Origin of the sequence: Cellvibrio sp. UBA7671, assembly GCA_002483145.1 — a bacterium.
Taxonomy (GTDB): Bacteria; Pseudomonadota; Gammaproteobacteria; order Pseudomonadales; family Cellvibrionaceae; genus Cellvibrio; species Cellvibrio fibrivorans.
In genome coordinates this window covers 751,379-767,840 of sequence record DLHJ01000014.1, presented here as the reverse complement: position 1 = coordinate 767,840, position 16,462 = coordinate 751,379, and the positions used below count along the sequence as shown (strand labels likewise).

Sequence of the window (16,462 nt, the reverse complement as noted above, 5' to 3'; positions counted from 1 at the left end):
CGTGTTTGATATTAAAAAAATTAAGAGCACCAGGTATGGTAATCAATTCTGCACTTTAGTAGCTCTCCCATCATTGTTTTACACCTGACCTGATCTCAATTCCGCCTCCCTTCGAATAAAGCACTGATGTAATTTGCATACCAGGTGGGGCAGTGAATACAAACGAATCGCAATTGAGTGCAAATCCTGTCGCTGTTATCGGTGGCCTGTTAGGGCTTTTGCCCTTTTGGGGGCTGGCGTTTGCGGAGCTGTGGGCGACCGGTGATTGGGTTGTCTCGGCGCTAGCGCATCTGGTGAATTATGCCGCGCTAATACTCGCCTTTGTGGGCGCAATTTGGTGGGGCATTGCCTTGAATGCGCCGCAAGGATTAGTTGGTTTAGCCTCGCGCGGTTTTTTATTCGGTTGGAGCCTGATGCCTTGTTTGCTTGCCTGGTTTCTACTAACGCTTGATCGGCAAATGGCATTGATAGGATTTGCGGCGCTGCTAGTGCTGCAATTGTTGTTGGATTTTATTTTCTTGTGGCGCGTGCGGCTCATCGCGCGGTGGTTTTGGCAGTTGCGTGTGGTACTTACAGTAGGCGCGGCTCCCGCATTGTTGTTTGCAGGAGTTTTTGAATGAGTCATCAGCTCATCAGCGCCCGTGTGAGCGCTGCGTTCCAACTCAGTTTTATTGCTGATTCGCTAGCAATGCCAGTGCATTGGTTTTACAACCCTCAGGATATATACGCCGCATTTCCCGGTGGCATCAACAGATTCGAAGCGGCTCCAGCGTTTCATCCTTCCTCCATTATGAATTTGCATTCCACCAATGCGGGTGGTCGCGGTGCGCAGCACGCGAGCAATGGCCCGCAAGTGGTGGGCGATATTATTTTGAAAGGCAAGCGCCAGTATTGGGGTGTTGCCAATCAGCATTATCATCGCGGTATGGCGGCGGGAGAGAATACGCTTAACCTGCATTGCATGCGTATGGTGATGCGGGGGATTCAGCATAACCAAGGGCGCTATGATCCCGCGATTTTTTTGCGCGATTACATCGCCTTTATGACCGCTGAAACACCGCAGCACCCGGATACTTACGCCGAATCCTATCACCGTGGATTTGTTGCCAATTTTGCCAAAGGACGCCCAGCGGAAAAATGCGGTGCTGTGACTCACGATACCGCGTCTGTCGGTGGGTTGGTGACGGTTGCGCCTATCGCGATTGCGGAACTGTTGCATGACCGCTCGTTAAGCCGTGTGCAAGATCTATGTCGCACGCATATCTTTTTCACTCATCCCGATGAGCACTTGGGAAAAATTTGCGACGCTTACGTCGCGCTAATCGATGCGCTTTTATTTCGTACTACAGAGGATGGGCGCGGGTTGATTGCTGCAACGGCAAAACAAGCGGCGGGTATTGATGTGCAGAAGCTCGCGCAACAATATCACGATGATAATCGGGTTGTCGGTGGCAAGTTTTCGCGCGCTTGTTACATCGAAGATTCCTGGCCAGGTGTGTTATATCTCGCGTGGAAATATTGTGCTGATCCAAAGCAAGGGTTAATCGCCAATGCCAATCTTGGCGGCGATAATTGTCACAGGGGCGCGGTGCTGGGTGTGATACTGGGTTTGGCTACTGCCAATGGTTTGGATAATGTGTTTGCACAACTGACTGATGCGGCTGCAATTCGTGGAGAGTGTTTGTTTGAAAGCAATAAATGAGTGTGATCTGGTTGTTGTCGGTGCAGGCATGGCCGGTCTGGCAGCAGCTGCGCGAGCCAGTGCGTTGGGCAAGCGTGTATGTGTGCTGGAAAAATCCGGCGGCCCAGGCGGGCGTATGGCAACGCGCACAAAAGAAGACGGCTGTTGGGATCACGGTGCGCAATATTTTACGGCTCGCTCACCTGAATTTCGCGCGCAGGTTCAACATTGGTTGGATGAAGGTTTGGTCGCACCCTGGCGCGAACCTATCGCAGTGTGGGACGGAGAACAGCTCAGTGTAAGTCGCTCGCGCGAGCGCTATGTCGGCGTGCCGCAGATGAAATCGCCGTTGGTACATAGAGCGGCGGGGCTTGAGGTTTCTTATCACACCCAGGTGAAGCAAGTGCAGTACAGCGAGTCTGGTTGGGCAATCGAAACAAACCATTCGCAATGGCGAGCCCATAATCTCATTCTTGCATTACCTGCGCCACAAAGTCAGGCGTTACTTCCAGTGGGTAGCGCTGCCCACGCACTCGCAGCCAGCGCGATTATGGAACCTTGCTGGGCAATGTTGTTGGATGTCGAGTACCCATTAAATTTGCCGTTTGCTGCAGCGTTTGTGAATGAGGGATTCCTGTGTTGGATTGCTCACAATAATCGCAAACCCGAGCGCGAAACGGGCGAATGTTATGTGCTGCACGCCACGGCTGAATGGTCGCGCGCGCATCTGGAAGCTTCACCGGAAATTGTTCAAGCGATGATGTTGGAAGAATTTATGCGCGTGCTCTCAAATTGGTTGCCCGGTCAGCAACTGCCGCCTGTCCATGTGCGCTATGTGCATCGCTGGCGTTTTGCGCGAGCTACGGAGCATGATGCTCGCGCTGCTGCTGTATGGCCTGAACAAGGTTTAGCGCTGGCAGGCGATTGGCTTACCGATGCGCGTATCGAAGGTGCCTATTGCTCTGGTGTAGCGGCGGCGATTGCGTTGCTTGAATTTAGGTGATTTTTTTATGTTTATTTAAACAAAATCCGTTAGCGCTACCCATCCCCGAATTTTTCCAATATATACAAATCCAATCCCCAGCTTGTTTATGTAGCGGGCATCACCCGGAGTAGGTGGGTCGTATTCTTCTAGACCTTCTAATGCTAATGAACTATCGAGTGGTGGTTTCCACTGCAAGGTTTGTGGGGTTTCCGGCATGTTGAGTTCGGTATCTGTCCAGGTTAGGCCATCGCGTTCAACGGGGGATGCGTGGTTGAAATCGGCGGGGATAAATACGGCGGAGGTTCCGGCCATTTTTTTGTAGATTCGCGCTCTCATAGTTGGCTCCTTGTGGGTGGAACCATTAAATCAGGTGTGAGTTTTGCTGAGTTGATATGCGTCAATCTATTGAAAATTTACCCGAGCCAGAACGTGGTAAATTTTTAGTTGGCTACTACTAATTGCGCAACACTTACCAAATACAACGCCGTTTTAATCGGTAGGGATTCAACTGCGCCCATCACCTTCTCATAGCGCTGCAACTGCTCCTTGTAGGTTACAAACTCTCGCGTAACTAAATCTTCCAAGCTTTGTCCGGCTTCGGGTTCGCTGCTTTTGTAATCCACAATCCAGCGCACACCATCGGCAACAAATGTGCGGTCGATTATATGTTCGCGCACATCCTGTTTGTCTTTTTGCATGAGCGATAATTCACAGTCGCTTTGTTCATGGTCGCTGTTAAGCAACCAGCGGCCTTTTTCGCTGGTTAATGTATTAGTGATCGCTGTGGCGATTTTTTGTAATGCACGGTTGAGATTGTCGCCACTCCAGCCGAGTTGTTGCAGTTGGATTTTCCAGAACGTATGTTGCTGCTTGATAAAAATATCGGCGGCGATGCAATCGCGATTGGTGACCAGTTTGTTTTCGACCAGCGCTTGCAAAGCATTATGAATGACCGTGCCGGTATGGCGAGCGAGGCGGGCACCGGTGGTTTCAACTTCAGGAATATTGAGCGGGTTGTCACTTTCGCTCATGCTAAATTCGTGGCCGCGATAATCTTTGAGCAAGGTGACATCGGTTAGTACAGGTGCTTGCCAATGTGCGGGTAAACGCAAAATATGTTGTAACCCTGGCTTGGTATTTTCCAGAGTAGATGAATTGTTGCGATTGTTAGCGTTATTGCTGGATACATTAATTGCGTTGTCTTCTACAAACGGCCAAATACTGTGCAGCAGCGATACTTTGGCAGGTGCGACTAATTCATCTTCTTTGGTATTGATGCACGCGAGTAAATGCAAACGTTTAATCGCACGGGTGCAGCCTACATATAACAGGCGTGTCGATTCAAATGCTTGCTGTTTATCCGCCTCGCGGCGCATAAACGTGTAGAGGCCGTCTTCTTCTTTGCCGGTGGCAGCAAGCGAGCCGAGTAATAATTGTTTCTCGCCGTGATGGTTAATGCGCTCTTGCCAGAGCAATAATTGTTTGTCGTCTTTGCGCGCACTGCGATCGAGGCCAGGAATAATAACCGTATCAAATTCCAAACCCTTGGATTTGTGGATGGTCATCACTTGTAGTTTGGGGTCGGCATCGGCACGCGGTGCAGCAAATAAACGTTCGATCGCATTGTTAAACGCTTGCCAATCACGAATGCTGCCGCCTTGTTGATGTTTGTCGAGCAGTGCAAAAAAGCTGTTGATATTGTCGCGGTCATTGGCGTCTAGCAAGGTTGCAGGTCCACCTAAAGCAAACCAGATTCCTTCAACCCATTGGCGCAGTGGTTTGCGGTAGCGCTCTTGCAATGCGTGTTTAAGAATTGGGACCACTCTTGCTAGAATTATTTTTCCACTCTCGCTTACTCCACTAATCTGCTCATGCAATGCAAGTTGTGGCCAAAGCACGGCAAATGCCGTTTCTTTAACGCGCGGGTTTTGTTCGGCGAGATTTGCCGTGGTGATGCTGTGCAGGTCGCTATTGTCCAAGCCACACCAGGGCGCGCGCAAGACTGATAACCATGCAATGCGATCCGCTGGATTTAGCAGTGCGCGGGTGAGCGAGAGTAAATCCATAATCGCCATGCGGCTGGCGAGGCGATCAATTTCAGTGGCCTGATAGTGCAAACCGGCAGCTGTCAGCGCAGGTAAAATGCGTGCGAGGTGATTGCGCGTGCGCACCAGAATTGCAACGCTACCATTGGGATTGTCATAGCGCGCTTTTTGTACTAACTCAACGACTTTTTCGGCCTCTTGTTGCTGGGCATGTATGCGCGATGGAACATCATCGTCGTCGCCATCATTATTTTTTTCTGCCGATTTTTCGGTAGAGTAAGTGCACGCATAAAAATTTACCGCATCACCATCAATTGCTGGTTTAAAGGCGACAGACGGGGAATAACTTACCGCACCGCGGCTTATATCATCTTGTGCCGGAAACGCGTTTTGAAAAATACTATTAACCCAATGCACTACACCCGCTTGTGAGCGGAAATTGACGCGCAGATCCAGCGCCGTTAAATCGACTGAACCTATGCCTTGCTGGCGTGCATCCAAAAATAAACCCACATTGGCACTGCGGAAGCCGTAACAGGATTGCATGCCGTCGCCCACAATAAATAGCGTGCGACCATCGCCTGCCTGCCAACCGCTGGTGAGTTTTCGCAGCAGCTCTAATTGCGGGCTGGCGGTATCCTGGAATTCATCGACGAGAATATGGCGGATGCGATAGTCCAGCTGCAATGCCAAATCAGTGGGCGAATCTTCATCACCCAACGCAAGCAATGCCGCTTGGCTAATCGCTGTGTAGTCAGTGGCGCTTTGTTGTTTAAATACGATGGTTAATTGCGCAACGAGTATCGGCAATATGCTGGTCAGGCTGTCGAGCAATTGCCACTGGTGCTCGGCGTAATTGGCCGATGGCAGTGAGCGGAGTTCTTGGAGTAGTTGTTCTGCTTCCGGCGCTGTGTCGCTAATCGCTGCGATTAATTCGCTAAAACGATTTTTTAATTCAGCGTTTTCTTTTCCCGCTGGAAACCCTTCGGCTTTGGTTAATCGTGCGCGCCAGGTGCCACCGTTAGTTAGCAATAGATCGGCAATCGCCAGCCATTCATTAAGCGATTCGGGTTCGGCGTCGGGCAGCGCACTGATACCGAGCAATTCGTGAATGCGATTTTTGCGTTCGCCTTCCTCCTGCAAATTGGTTGCGGCGGCGTCGGCTATGCTGCATAACTCGCTGCTGTGAATTAATAACGCGGCTTCAACCAAATCCAAATGCTCGCAGATTACATCGCGCAAGACTTGTTCAAGATAAGCGCGTGCGTCTTCATGACGTGCCTGTAATAACACGCTGAGCCATTGTTCACGTTTGGCGAGTAGGCTAATTAATAATTCTTCCACCGCTTGCAGGTTGTTATCCAAGTGGCGCAGCAGGCGGGTTAAATCGTCGCGAAGAGGCGATTCCTGTTCGAGCAGATTAAATAATTCACGCACGGCTAAACGATAGGCTTGCTCGGCATCTTCCAGTGTATCTGGCTGCGCGCCTATGCCACTGGCAAGCGGTAATTGTTTGGTAATAGAGCGGCATAAACTATCGATAGTCTGCACCCGCAAACGCTGCGGGCTTTGCAACAAATTCCATTGCAATTCGCGGTCGCGCTCTAATACATTTTGCGCAAGTTGCCAGGTGCGCTGCGCGTGCGGGTCTTGCGGTTTCGGCTGATCGGCTGCTTGCCAGAGCGCATGCATAATCCGGTCTTGCATTTCTCCGGCGGCTTTGCGCGTAAACGTAATCGCCAATACTTCTTCCGGCTCATCGCAATAAGCGAGCAGGGTTAATACGCGCTGCGTTAGCAAACCGGTTTTACCAGAGCCTGCTGGTGCAGATACAGCAAAAGAGGTTTGTGGATCAAGCGCTTCAATACGGACGTGCTGATCGATAGGTTGTATTGCAATTAATTCAGACATTACACAGCTCCCTGCATGCGGCGAATAAATGCATCAAGCGCATCCTGTTCTTGCAGGCGATTAAGTGGGAGCAAATCTTCCGCGTATTGCGCAGTGGTGGGGTTTTTCATATCGACACGTACATCGCCCTGGATAAAATCAGCAGCCAATTGTTGTAAATACATTTGCCACTCTTGCAATTGTTCTCCCCAGGGCTGTTTGCTTGGATAAATGCCATCGTGATTCGTGTTTAATTCGCCCGTGCCGATCCACTTCATTGCTTTAGCATTAATCTGCGCAAACGCGATAGCCGCAACGGGACTGGTGGCAGTAACTGCATAGAGCGGTAGCTGGGGTTCATCCATGCGCTCGCCTTGCCAACTTTGTAATTTCGGTTGGCCGGTTTTGTAATCGATCAGGAGTAAATCGCCGTTAGCGAGTTGATCTATACGGTCAATGCGTAAACGCAGTGGCAAACCTGCAAATTCAATTTGTACCTCTTCTTCAATGGCGACGACAGAAAATGCGGGGCGCGTTTTTTCCTGCGCGAGCCAGTCTGCTATTAATTGAGCAAGCCGTTCCTGTTCCAGCTGTGCATAAAAAACACCTATGCTGGTGCCGCGTTTTTGTTTGAGCGCATCTACCACGGTTTGAGTTGTTGTAGTGATTAGCGTTGTTAATGCTGTTTCATCTAATGAAAGCAAAGTGTTTTGATCTTTCAGTTGTTTCCAAATAATCGCAAGTGCATCGTGCAATAGATTGCCGCGTTCAATGGCAGATAAACCGGCAACCGGCTCATCGATACTGGTTGCGCCCAAACGTAATCGTGCAAACGCATTAAACGGGCAGGCGGCTTGTTCTTTAAATAAACTGGCACCGCCGCGCACTGGCTCCTGCGCAATTAATAATTGCGGTGCTTGCGCAGTGGAAACTATTTCCAAATGACTGGCAGCTGCGAGTGCCTGATAATTTTGTGCGCTAATGCTTTGATCGTTACTCATTAAAGAGTCAATTGCTGTGAGTGGTAGATGTCGAATCAATGCGCTTGGGCTGAGTTCGCTGTCGTCATCGCTGTGGGCTGAACTGAATACAACTACAGGCGCGCATTGGCGATAGTGTTCTGTGAGTGCGCGTGCAAATTGCAATTCCCGTTCTGCACTTGCGTGCGGCATTTTTTGTGTGCGCTGCAAGTTGGTTGGCAATAGTGGATTGGGGGCCGGCACTGGCGGCCATTGGCGATGGTGCAAGCCCATCACCCAGCAGTGACTGAATTGCAAACCGGCACCTTCGAGTGCGCCGAGGATTTGTATCGGTGAATTGGGGGTCTGTGCCTGGAAGGGTGTTTTTCCGGCGATGCTGCGCAGTTGTTGTATCGCACCGGGATAATTAAATTGAATGCCGGTGCCGTCCAGTTGCAAAAAGTTTTCCAGCACCTGGTTCCACAGGGTGAGTTGCTGGTACTCCTGACTATCCAACTGCCGTGTGCCCGGCCAGCCAAGTAATTGCAAATGCTGTTGAAAAAAATCACACCAGTGTTGTGCGCTGTGATTGCCAAAACTCTGGCGTCGATAGTTTTCCAGTTGCACCAACCGTGTAATCAGATTGTTATCGCTTTCGGCGATACCTAATTTGCTTTTCAGTTTTTGGCAGTGGTAGCGCAAGTCGCTCAAGCTGATAGTAAATTTTCCGAGTTTGCGCAGTGTTTGGATTAAATGTGTGCGCAAGACTAATTCGCTATCGGCATCGCCAAAAAAAGGTGAAAGCAATAAATTGCAAATCGCCTCCAAGTCCCAGGAAGATTTTTGCAGCTCCAATAAATCCAGCGTAGCCGTAATAATGGGCGTGGCGCCCAGTGGTGTACCGGCAGAAAAGTTAAATGGCAATGTGTAACGAGGGCGATACGGCAGGGCGGCGAGTGGTTCAAACACTTCAACAAAAATGCGCTCGACTTGATCGCGGCATTGGCCGAGGTTCGGCACGATAATCCCAATCATCGCCGCCGGATTTTGCTCCAGCTGGATTTTGCTCCAGAGCGCCGCTGCGCGGATTTCTGCTTCGCTGTTTTGTGTCTCGGTACGAATTAGTTGAGTCTGTTGGTTATCCAGTTTGATATTGCGCAATTCGTGACAGGCGCTGTTAATTAAATCCTGATGCTGGGGCGGAATATCGTCAAATCCGGTGAGATGGATAATGGCTTCTTGATCGAGCTGCAAATTTTTAAATGCATCGATCAATATTTGATTTGCACTTTCTTGTGTAATAAATCCCAGCTGCGCCAAACGCGCGCGAAACTCACCCAGCCAGGTAAGCCAGCAGTAAGTATTGCTCTGCGCATTTAACAGTGGCTCGGCGGCACTGACTTGCTCTTCATTGAGTTGCCAGAGTTCAAGGTTGCGCAGTGCGCTATCGGCAGCTTGTGCCAGGGGTTCCGGTTGCAAGAGAGCGGCGGCTAGAGAGGATTCGCCAATAATCTTTTCCCACAGGGTTTGGCGTTGCAGGTTATTGATAATCCGCTGTGCCGCCGGGGCATAAGCGCGCCGCTGCAATACATCCCAATTCATTTCAATCCATTGGCTTAATGAATAAATACGCGGACTCGCCCAAACGCCGGCCGCATCTGTCTGCCGTTGGCCATAAGCGCGCAGCATATGGTTGCGCAGGCGATTGTTGGCGGTGATGATCAATTCACCGCTCTCGATAGCGGAAATGTGGGGCTTTATATCGAACCAGGTATCAACCATGATGATGTCTGCAATTGCCTTGTAATCGTTGCCAGTCAAAAGTGTTGGGTATTATGGCACCGGAAACAGTGCTTGTGCGCATCAAAGTTAAGGTGCTGATTTGGTTATAAACCTTTGTCGCACAAGGGTTTAGCGGGCTACTTGGCTTGTCTGGCCAGATGAAACATGCTACTTTTCCCGCCCACAATTAAAAATAGCCCAAAGGGCGCGCCTTCAGGCAAAAGAACACAGGCAAATAAGGTCAATACATTAGGTGAGTGTTTCGTTAGGCTGCCACTTTTTGAGTGATATTCAAAAGTGCGTCTATGATTCCCTTTGTATTCCATAACTATAAACAAGTGACCCTATGAACCATCAAACTATTGGTAATTACCGGTGGACGATTTGTGCCCTCCTGTTTTTTGCAACCACTGTTAACTATCTCGACCGCCAGGTTCTCAGCCTTTTAGCTCCCGCTCTATCCAAAGAGTTCGGCTGGACTAACAGCGACTACGCCAATATCACGGCGGTTTTCCAATTCGTATACGCCATTTCCATGCTCTTCGCTGGTCGTGTTATCGACAAACTGGGTACCAAGCTGGGCTACATAGTGGCGATTGTGATCTGGTCTATTGGCGCGATCATGCATGCCTATGCGGTGCCTATCGGCCACTTCACTAACAATGTGTTGGCGATTGCAGGTATAGCTGCGATCCCGGTTTCAATTATCGGTTTTATGATTTCCCGCGCCGTGCTGGCGATAGGTGAGGCGGGTAACTTCCCTGCGGCGATCAAAGCCACCGCTGAATACTTCCCTAAAAAAGAGCGTTCTTTTGCGACGGGTATTTTCAATTCGGGTGCCAACGTAGGTGCGATTCTTGCGCCTTTGACTGTGCCCTGGATTGCGGTTAATTGGGGCTGGCAAACCGCGTTTATTGTGATTGGCGCCATTGGTTTTGTGTGGATGGTGCTCTGGCAGATTTATTACGAAATTCCGACAAAACAAAAACGCCTGAGTCAGGCAGAGTTGGATTACATCAATACCAATCCGGGTGAAGCGCCGGTTGTGCCTGTTGAAGAAGAGTTAAAAACCTCCTGGTTTAAATTGCTCGGCTATCGCCAAACCTGGGCATTTGCGTTCGGCAAGTTTATGACTGACGGTGTTTGGTGGTTCTTCTTATTCTGGTTGCCAAAATATTTGGGCGAACAATACGGATTGACCGGCACCCAGCTAATGCTGCCATTAACCGTGCTGTATAGCTTGACCATGTTCGGCAGTATCGGTGGCGGCTGGTTCCCAACTTATTTTATGAACAAAGGCTACAACGCTTACGACGGCCGCATGCGCGCTATGTTTGTAATTGCACTCTTCCCATTGGTGGTATTGCTTGCGCAGCCTTTAGGTCATTACGGTTTCTGGGTGCCGGTCATCCTGATTGGTATAGGCGCCTCTGCGCATCAGGCTTGGTCAGCAAATATCTTTACCACTGTGTCTGATATGTTCCCCAAAAAAGCGGTGGGTTCAGTGGTAGGTATCGGCGGAATGGCGGGCGGTCTGGGCGGTGTTTTCTTGTCTAAGACCGGCGGCTGGTTGTTTGACTACTACGGTGCCCAAGGCAATATCCATACTGGCTACGCGATTATGTTTGCAGTCTGTGCGGTCGCTTATCTGCTTGCATGGGGTGTGATGAAAACCCTCGTGCCCAAGTACAAACCAATTACCGATCTATAACAAATTGATTGGATTGACGAAAGCCGCTGGATTGATAAATCCAGCGGCTTTTTTATTGGTCTGAGATGCATCGATATTTATCAATCGATAGTTTTAATGCAGAAAAAGTCTAATTGATGCGCGAGTTTTGCTCGTCAATTGGTGTCGAATTTATCGCCTGCGTTAATACTTAAAGGGCATTTCCAATTTTCTGCAAAGAATCCTGAAACCTGCAGACGAAACTCGAAAAGAGGAATCCGATATGTCGATAACCCATAAAAATAACCTTAATGCCCAAGCCATTATGAGCAAAACCCTGCTGAGTGCTTATGAAGGTTGGACTATTCACCGGCTCGCGGAATTTTTTATTAAACACGGTATATCTGGTGCTCCGGTGATCGCATCGGACCATGAATTGGTTGGTGTGGTGACTGTTTCGGATATTTTCAAATTCAGCAGTATGAATGAAGACAACCGCCGCGAAGCGCTGCGCAATTACTACCGCGAAAGTTGTGAAATTGATTTGGATGAAGCCAGCCTGCGCGACTGGAGTAATCGCGCAGAATATAACTGCACGGTGCACCAGATTATGCAGCACGAAATTATTACCGTGAGTCCAGAGGCCTCTGTGGCAGAAGTTGCTGCGGTGATGGTGAAAAACAATATTCACCGTGTAGTAGTGACGGAAAAGAAAATAGCCTTGGGCGTGATTACCAGTATGGATATTTTGCGCAACTTGCAGCCTGACGGGCATGAGTTGCGTCTGGTGGTTTAGATATCGAGATAAGCCTGTTGGCGAATTCCAAAACCGGTTAACGCTGGCGCTAAACGTTCTGCTGCTTCGGTAGCTTTGGTAAATACCGCAAGATGTTCGGGTAGATAATCTGCCGGTGGCTCTGCAGCATCGGCGAGCAAAAACTCTACCCGTCTTGCAATCGCTGCCCCTGAATCAATCAACTTCAGTTGCGTGGGCAGGTATTGCGCCAATTCATCTTTTAATAGCGGGAAATGGGTGCAGGCTAGTACCAATACATCCATTTGTTCTGCTTGATCTGCGCGCATCAATTCCTGCGCGATCCTGCCAATAGCATTTACATCAATCGCTTCGCCGCGCAATTTTTGTTCGGCGATTTGTACCAGTTCGCTACTGCCCAAAGAAATTACCTGGCAATTAGCCGCATACTCGCGGATTAATTCATGGGTGTAGGGGCGCGCAACTGTTGCTGGTGTGGCGAGTAGGCCGATCACCCCGGTTTTGCTCATCAGCGCCGCCGGTTTGATTGCCGGTACAACCCCGACAATTGGCACATTCAACTTGCTGCGCAAATGGGGCAGGGTGAGGGTGCTGGCGGTATTGCAGGCGATAACGAGGATATCGGCCGGACAGCCTAGCAAAAGTTCGTTGATAACCAGATCCACTCGTTCAATCAGTTCAGCTTCACCTTTGGTGCCGTAAGGAAAAAACGCATTATCCGAGGCGTAGATCAGCGGATTCAGCGGCAAGCGTTGCTGGATTTCGCGGGCGACACTCAAGCCGCCGACACCGGAATCGAATACCAGAATGCGGGGAGCTTGAAAGGATTGGGTGGAATTGGTCATAAGTGAGTTAATCAGCGATGAGTTAAATCAATGGCCTGAATACGGCGATATGTTGCTAAAATGGCCGCGATTTTAACGGCCATGGCTGATAATGCCTAGCTGCGTTTTACATTCTGGAGTTTTCTTGTGAATCCATCGGTATTAACTCTTATTGCCGCCCTGGCTGGCTTGGCTATCGGCGCCCTTATTGTGTATTGGATTGTTGGTCGTCGCCTCGATCAAGCCGTGTTTGCCAAAACTCACGAGCTTGAATCCGCCCTGCAGCAATTACAGCACAGCCATGCGCTGCGCGAAGCGGCACTGCAACAAGAGGGCAATCAGCTCAAATTGCAGGTGGCAGACATCAAAACCCAGTTGCAATCCACCCTGCAACATGCAAATGAATTACAGCAATCTCTGGGTGTTTCCCAGCAGGATGCAGCCGGCCTGCGAGAGAAAACCCGTCACTTTGATGAGCTGCAACAACAATCTCTGCGTAAAGATGAGCAGCTTACACATCTTGCTAAAGAAAACACCGAACTCAAAACCCGTTTGGAGCAGGAACGCAAAAATTTCGCTGAGCAGTTGGCGCTTTTGCAAAATGCCAAAGTGGAATTGGCTAAAGAGTTTGAAAACCTTGCCAACAAGATTTTTGAGAACAAGCAGCAGCAATTTAATTTGAATAGCAAAAGTCTGCTCGACAATACGCTCGATCCCCTGAAACTACAGCTCACAGAGTTCCGCAAAAAAGTAGAGGACGTGTACGAAAAAGAAAATGCGGAGCGTAATCGCCTTTCTGGGCAAGTGGTAGAGCTGCAAAAGCAGGCGCAAAAAATCGGCGAAGACGCGGTTAATCTGGCGCAAGCACTCAAAGGCAATAGCAAAGCCCAGGGGAATTGGGGTGAAGTAGTGTTGGAGCGTTTGCTGGAGGAATCCGGTTTGCAAAAAGGTCGCGAATACGACACGCAAGTAAATTTCACTGGCAGTGATGGCTCGCGTTTGATGCCAGATGTAATTATTCATTTGCCAGAAAATAAAGACATTGTTATCGATGCAAAGTGCTCGCTGGTTGATTATGAAAAATTCTGCAGTTCTGATGATGAAACCGAGCGTAAATATTATCTGAATGCCCATGTAAATTCGTTGCGCAGCCATATCAAAAGTTTAAGCATTAAGGATTACGAAAAGTTAGACGGTATTAAAGCGCTCGACTTTGTATTTATTTTTATCCCGATTGAGGCAGCGTTTATGTTTGCCTTGCAGCATGAGCCGGGTTTATACCGCGAGGCCTATGACCGCCATATCATTTTAGTAAGCCCGACAACGTTATTGGCAACTTTGCGCACAGTCGAGAATATTTGGCGCTACGAAAAGCAAAACAAAAACGCCGAGCGTATCGCTAAAGAAGCGGGCGCCTTGCATGACCAATTTGTATTGCTGTTGGAATCTCTGGATGCGATTGGCAACTCGCTCAATAAAACCCAGGAGGCTTACAGCAAAGCGCGTGATCGTTTACAAACCGGGCGCGGCAATCTGGTAAAGCGTGTCGATGATATTCGCCGCTTGGGCGCAAAAACCAAAAAATCCATTGCTGGCCATTTATTGGAAAATGCAGGTGCTGAGATTGAGACCGAAGAGCTTTTATTGGATATGGATCACCCAGATGATGCAGGTGGGCGTTAACACTTTTTGAGAGCGTAGTAACAATGAGTCTGTTGTCGATATTAATTATTTTGGGTGCGTTAATTATTCTGGTCTTGACGGCCATCGCCGGCCGGTTGGTTTATAAAGTATATCTTCAGAAAAAAGACCGCGCAGTGAAACTACAAGCGCTGGAAGCCGCCAATCAAAAAGCGCAAGTTGAACGGCGCGAATGGGTCAATAAAAGTATCCAAATTCTTGCACAGGCAGTTCACAAAGACGAATTGACGCTGACTGAAGCCAGTATTCGTATTTCCGGTCTGTTAGATTCACTTGATGTCAATGCCGATATAAAAATTGAATTTTCCGCTTTTTATCAGTTGCGTGAAAAAACCAGTCACATTCCTTATTTGGAATCTTGGCAAAATCTTTCCGATTCTGAGCAGAAAAAATTTGATCTGGAACGTTTGCGTCACGAAGCCACGTTCAATGATTTTGTGATGGATGCCGCCAAGCGCATTCAGGGGCGGGATTTTTAGGGCTATTTGAACATGACGGTAGAATTTATTTGTCGCGCTATGCGATTGAGCGATATTGCGGATGTGATTCGTATTCAGGCCGAAGCTTATATCGATGAAATTCTCGAAACTGACGAGGTGATTCTCGCCCGCTTTGCGCAAACACCGGATACTTCCTGGGTCGTCGAGCGCGCGGGTGAAGTCTGTGGTTATCTGGTTGGTTATCATTCAGCGCTGGGTGAGGTATCACCTTGGGGGAGTGAGTTTGCGCACAAGCCTGAATCAACCGCGTTGTATTTGCACGACCTCGCCATTAGCAAATCGGCCGCAGGTTGCGGCTTGGGGCCGCTGTTGGTGAATCATGCTTTGAAGGAGGCGCAGCAGCGTGAACTGCGCGCGGCGGCTTTGGTATCGGTGCAAAACTCCAAATCCTTTTGGCAGAAATTAGGTTTTAATGAATGCGATCAGCTGGATAAGATCCAGCAACACAACCTTGCATCCTATTCTGGTCCTGCAATTTATATGACGCGCGAGCTTGCTGGTTAATTTTTCCAATTATTTTTTCTGCAACACCACACCACATTCCACATGGTGTGTGTAGGGGAACTGATCAAAAATTGCAAAGGCTTTGATGCTGTGCGTTTGAGTAATTGTTTTTAAATTTTCGCGCAGTGTTTCCGGGTTGCAGGAAATATACAGGATATTATCAAAGCGCTGGGTAATACTGGTGGTGTGTGGATCAAGCCCGGCGCGTGGTGGATCGACAAAAATGGTAGAAAAATTGTAATCCGCTAAATTGACATGGCGCAGGCGATTAAACTCGCGCACGCCATCCATCGCCTGGGAAAATTCCTCGCTCGACATGCGGGCAATCTGGATGTTGTCGATCTGATTTGCAGCAATATTATATTGCGCTGACTCCACAGAAGTTTTGGATACTTCGGTAGCCAAAACCTTGCTGAAATTTTGTGAAAGAGGCAAGGTAAAGTTGCCGTTACCGCAATAGAGCTCTAATAAATCCCCGCTCAAGCCTCTGCTATTTTCGACCGCCCATGTCAGCATAGCTTCGCAAATTTTTGCGTTGGGCTGGGTGAAACTGGCCTCCACTTGTTGATAAGCATATTCGCGACCTGCAACGCTCAGACGTTCAATAACATGGTCGCGTTCAACCAATAACCGCTGCTTACGACTGCGGCCGATAATATCGATTCCCAGCGACTGTTTCAGTGATTGTGCTTTGGCTACCCAGGCTTCATCCAGCGGTTTGTGATAAATCAAAGTCACCAGTGCTTCGCCACTTTGGGTAGTTAAAAAATCGACTTGGTAGAGTTTGCGGCGCAACAAATCATCGCTATTAATTTCCTGCAATACGCGCGTCATTAATTGGTTCATCAATGCAGAACCAACGGGAAATTCATGGATCGGGTAGGGGCGTTTGAATTCGTCCTGGGTGAACATCACATATTCGGTGCGTTCTTGTTGATGCCATACGCGAAACTCTGCGCGCATGCGGTAATGTTTTTCGGGGGAGCTGAAAACGCTGATTTCCGGGAGCGAGAATTCGGCAAAATCCTGCTGGATTTTTGTAAGTTTTTCGGCGAGTTGCTGCTGGTAGCTGGCGGTGGAGAAATCTGTGGGCGTCATACTGGGGCTCATAAAATAAGAAACAAGCCGCAGGTGGCTGCGGCTTGGT

General features: G+C 49.0%; 13 protein-coding genes. 8 read left to right on the top strand and 5 right to left on the bottom strand.

Features of this window, described 5'->3' with window-relative positions:
* Nucleotides 1-152: 152 nt before the first annotated feature.
* The 3 genes from B4E62_RS15255 to B4E62_RS15245 are packed head-to-tail and all read left to right on the top strand — an operon-like array spanning nucleotide 153 to nucleotide 2,684.
* A complete protein-coding gene (locus B4E62_RS15255) occupies nucleotides 153-620 on the top strand; it encodes a DUF3429 domain-containing protein (RefSeq protein ID WP_331352641.1) in 468 nt (155 codons plus the stop codon).
* Nucleotides 617-1,702 (top strand): ADP-ribosylglycohydrolase family protein, encoded by a 1,086-nt coding sequence (locus B4E62_RS15250; RefSeq protein ID WP_331352640.1) that lies wholly within the window; start codon nucleotides 617-619, stop codon nucleotides 1,700-1,702. The genes B4E62_RS15255 and B4E62_RS15250 overlap by 4 nt, the downstream gene beginning before the upstream one ends.
* Nucleotides 1,686-2,684, top strand: a complete 999-nt coding sequence (locus B4E62_RS15245; RefSeq protein ID WP_331352639.1) for an NAD(P)/FAD-dependent oxidoreductase — start codon at nucleotides 1,686-1,688, stop codon at nucleotides 2,682-2,684. Before B4E62_RS15250 ends, B4E62_RS15245 begins: the two co-directional genes overlap by 17 nt.
* Nucleotides 2,685-2,699: 15 nt before the next feature.
* Here B4E62_RS15245 and B4E62_RS15240 read toward each other — a convergent pair whose 3' ends face one another.
* The 3 genes from B4E62_RS15240 to B4E62_RS15230 all read right to left on the bottom strand — a co-directional run bounded on the left by B4E62_RS15240 (nucleotide 2,700) and on the right by B4E62_RS15230 (nucleotide 9,342).
* Nucleotides 2,700-3,002: a hypothetical protein gene (locus B4E62_RS15240; RefSeq protein WP_310069610.1), complete on the bottom strand. Its 303-nt coding sequence runs from the start codon at nucleotides 3,000-3,002 to the stop codon at nucleotides 2,700-2,702.
* A gap of 104 nt (nucleotides 3,003-3,106) precedes the next feature.
* Nucleotides 3,107-6,622: a UvrD-helicase domain-containing protein gene (locus tag B4E62_RS15235; protein WP_331352638.1), complete on the bottom strand. Its 3,516-nt coding sequence runs from the start codon at nucleotides 6,620-6,622 to the stop codon at nucleotides 3,107-3,109.
* Nucleotides 6,622-9,342 (bottom strand): PD-(D/E)XK nuclease family protein, encoded by a 2,721-nt coding sequence (locus B4E62_RS15230; RefSeq protein ID WP_331352637.1) that lies wholly within the window; start codon nucleotides 9,340-9,342, stop codon nucleotides 6,622-6,624. The genes B4E62_RS15235 and B4E62_RS15230 overlap by 1 nt, the downstream gene beginning before the upstream one ends.
* Before the next feature lie 346 nt (nucleotides 9,343-9,688).
* On the opposite strand from B4E62_RS15230, the gene B4E62_RS15225 reads away from it, so the two are divergent.
* Together B4E62_RS15225 and B4E62_RS15220 are read left to right on the top strand one after the other, a co-directional pair.
* Entirely contained in the window at nucleotides 9,689-11,053 is a 1,365-nt protein-coding gene (locus B4E62_RS15225) for an MFS transporter (RefSeq protein WP_331352636.1), read from the top strand.
* A gap of 241 nt (nucleotides 11,054-11,294) precedes the next feature.
* On the top strand, nucleotides 11,295-11,807 hold the full coding sequence (locus B4E62_RS15220; RefSeq protein WP_331352635.1) for a CBS domain-containing protein: 513 nt from the start codon (nucleotides 11,295-11,297) through the stop codon (nucleotides 11,805-11,807).
* On the opposite strand, the gene murI is transcribed toward B4E62_RS15220, so the two are convergent.
* Nucleotides 11,804-12,631, bottom strand: coding sequence for a glutamate racemase (gene murI, locus B4E62_RS15215; protein WP_331352634.1), 828 nt, complete (start codon nucleotides 12,629-12,631; stop codon nucleotides 11,804-11,806). The genes B4E62_RS15220 and murI overlap by 4 nt on opposite strands.
* Before the next feature lie 126 nt (nucleotides 12,632-12,757).
* Between murI and rmuC the strand changes: the two genes are divergently transcribed.
* Genes rmuC through B4E62_RS15200 form a run of 3 tightly spaced genes read left to right on the top strand, consistent with a single transcriptional unit; the run spans nucleotide 12,758 to nucleotide 15,315 of the window.
* Nucleotides 12,758-14,293 (top strand): DNA recombination protein RmuC, encoded by a 1,536-nt coding sequence (gene rmuC / locus B4E62_RS15210; protein WP_331352633.1) that lies wholly within the window; start codon nucleotides 12,758-12,760, stop codon nucleotides 14,291-14,293.
* A gap of 23 nt (nucleotides 14,294-14,316) precedes the next feature.
* Nucleotides 14,317-14,790: a DUF2489 domain-containing protein gene (locus B4E62_RS15205; protein WP_331352632.1), complete on the top strand. Its 474-nt coding sequence runs from the start codon at nucleotides 14,317-14,319 to the stop codon at nucleotides 14,788-14,790.
* 12 nt (nucleotides 14,791-14,802) lie between these two features.
* A complete protein-coding gene (locus B4E62_RS15200; protein WP_331352631.1) occupies nucleotides 14,803-15,315 on the top strand; it encodes a GNAT family N-acetyltransferase in 513 nt (170 codons plus the stop codon).
* A 9-nt stretch (nucleotides 15,316-15,324) separates the two neighbouring features.
* Here the strand turns inward: B4E62_RS15200 and trmA are convergent, their stop codons facing one another.
* Nucleotides 15,325-16,413, bottom strand: coding sequence for a tRNA (uridine(54)-C5)-methyltransferase TrmA (gene trmA, locus B4E62_RS15195; RefSeq protein ID WP_331352630.1), 1,089 nt, complete (start codon nucleotides 16,411-16,413; stop codon nucleotides 15,325-15,327).
* Nucleotides 16,414-16,462 lie beyond the last annotated feature (49 nt).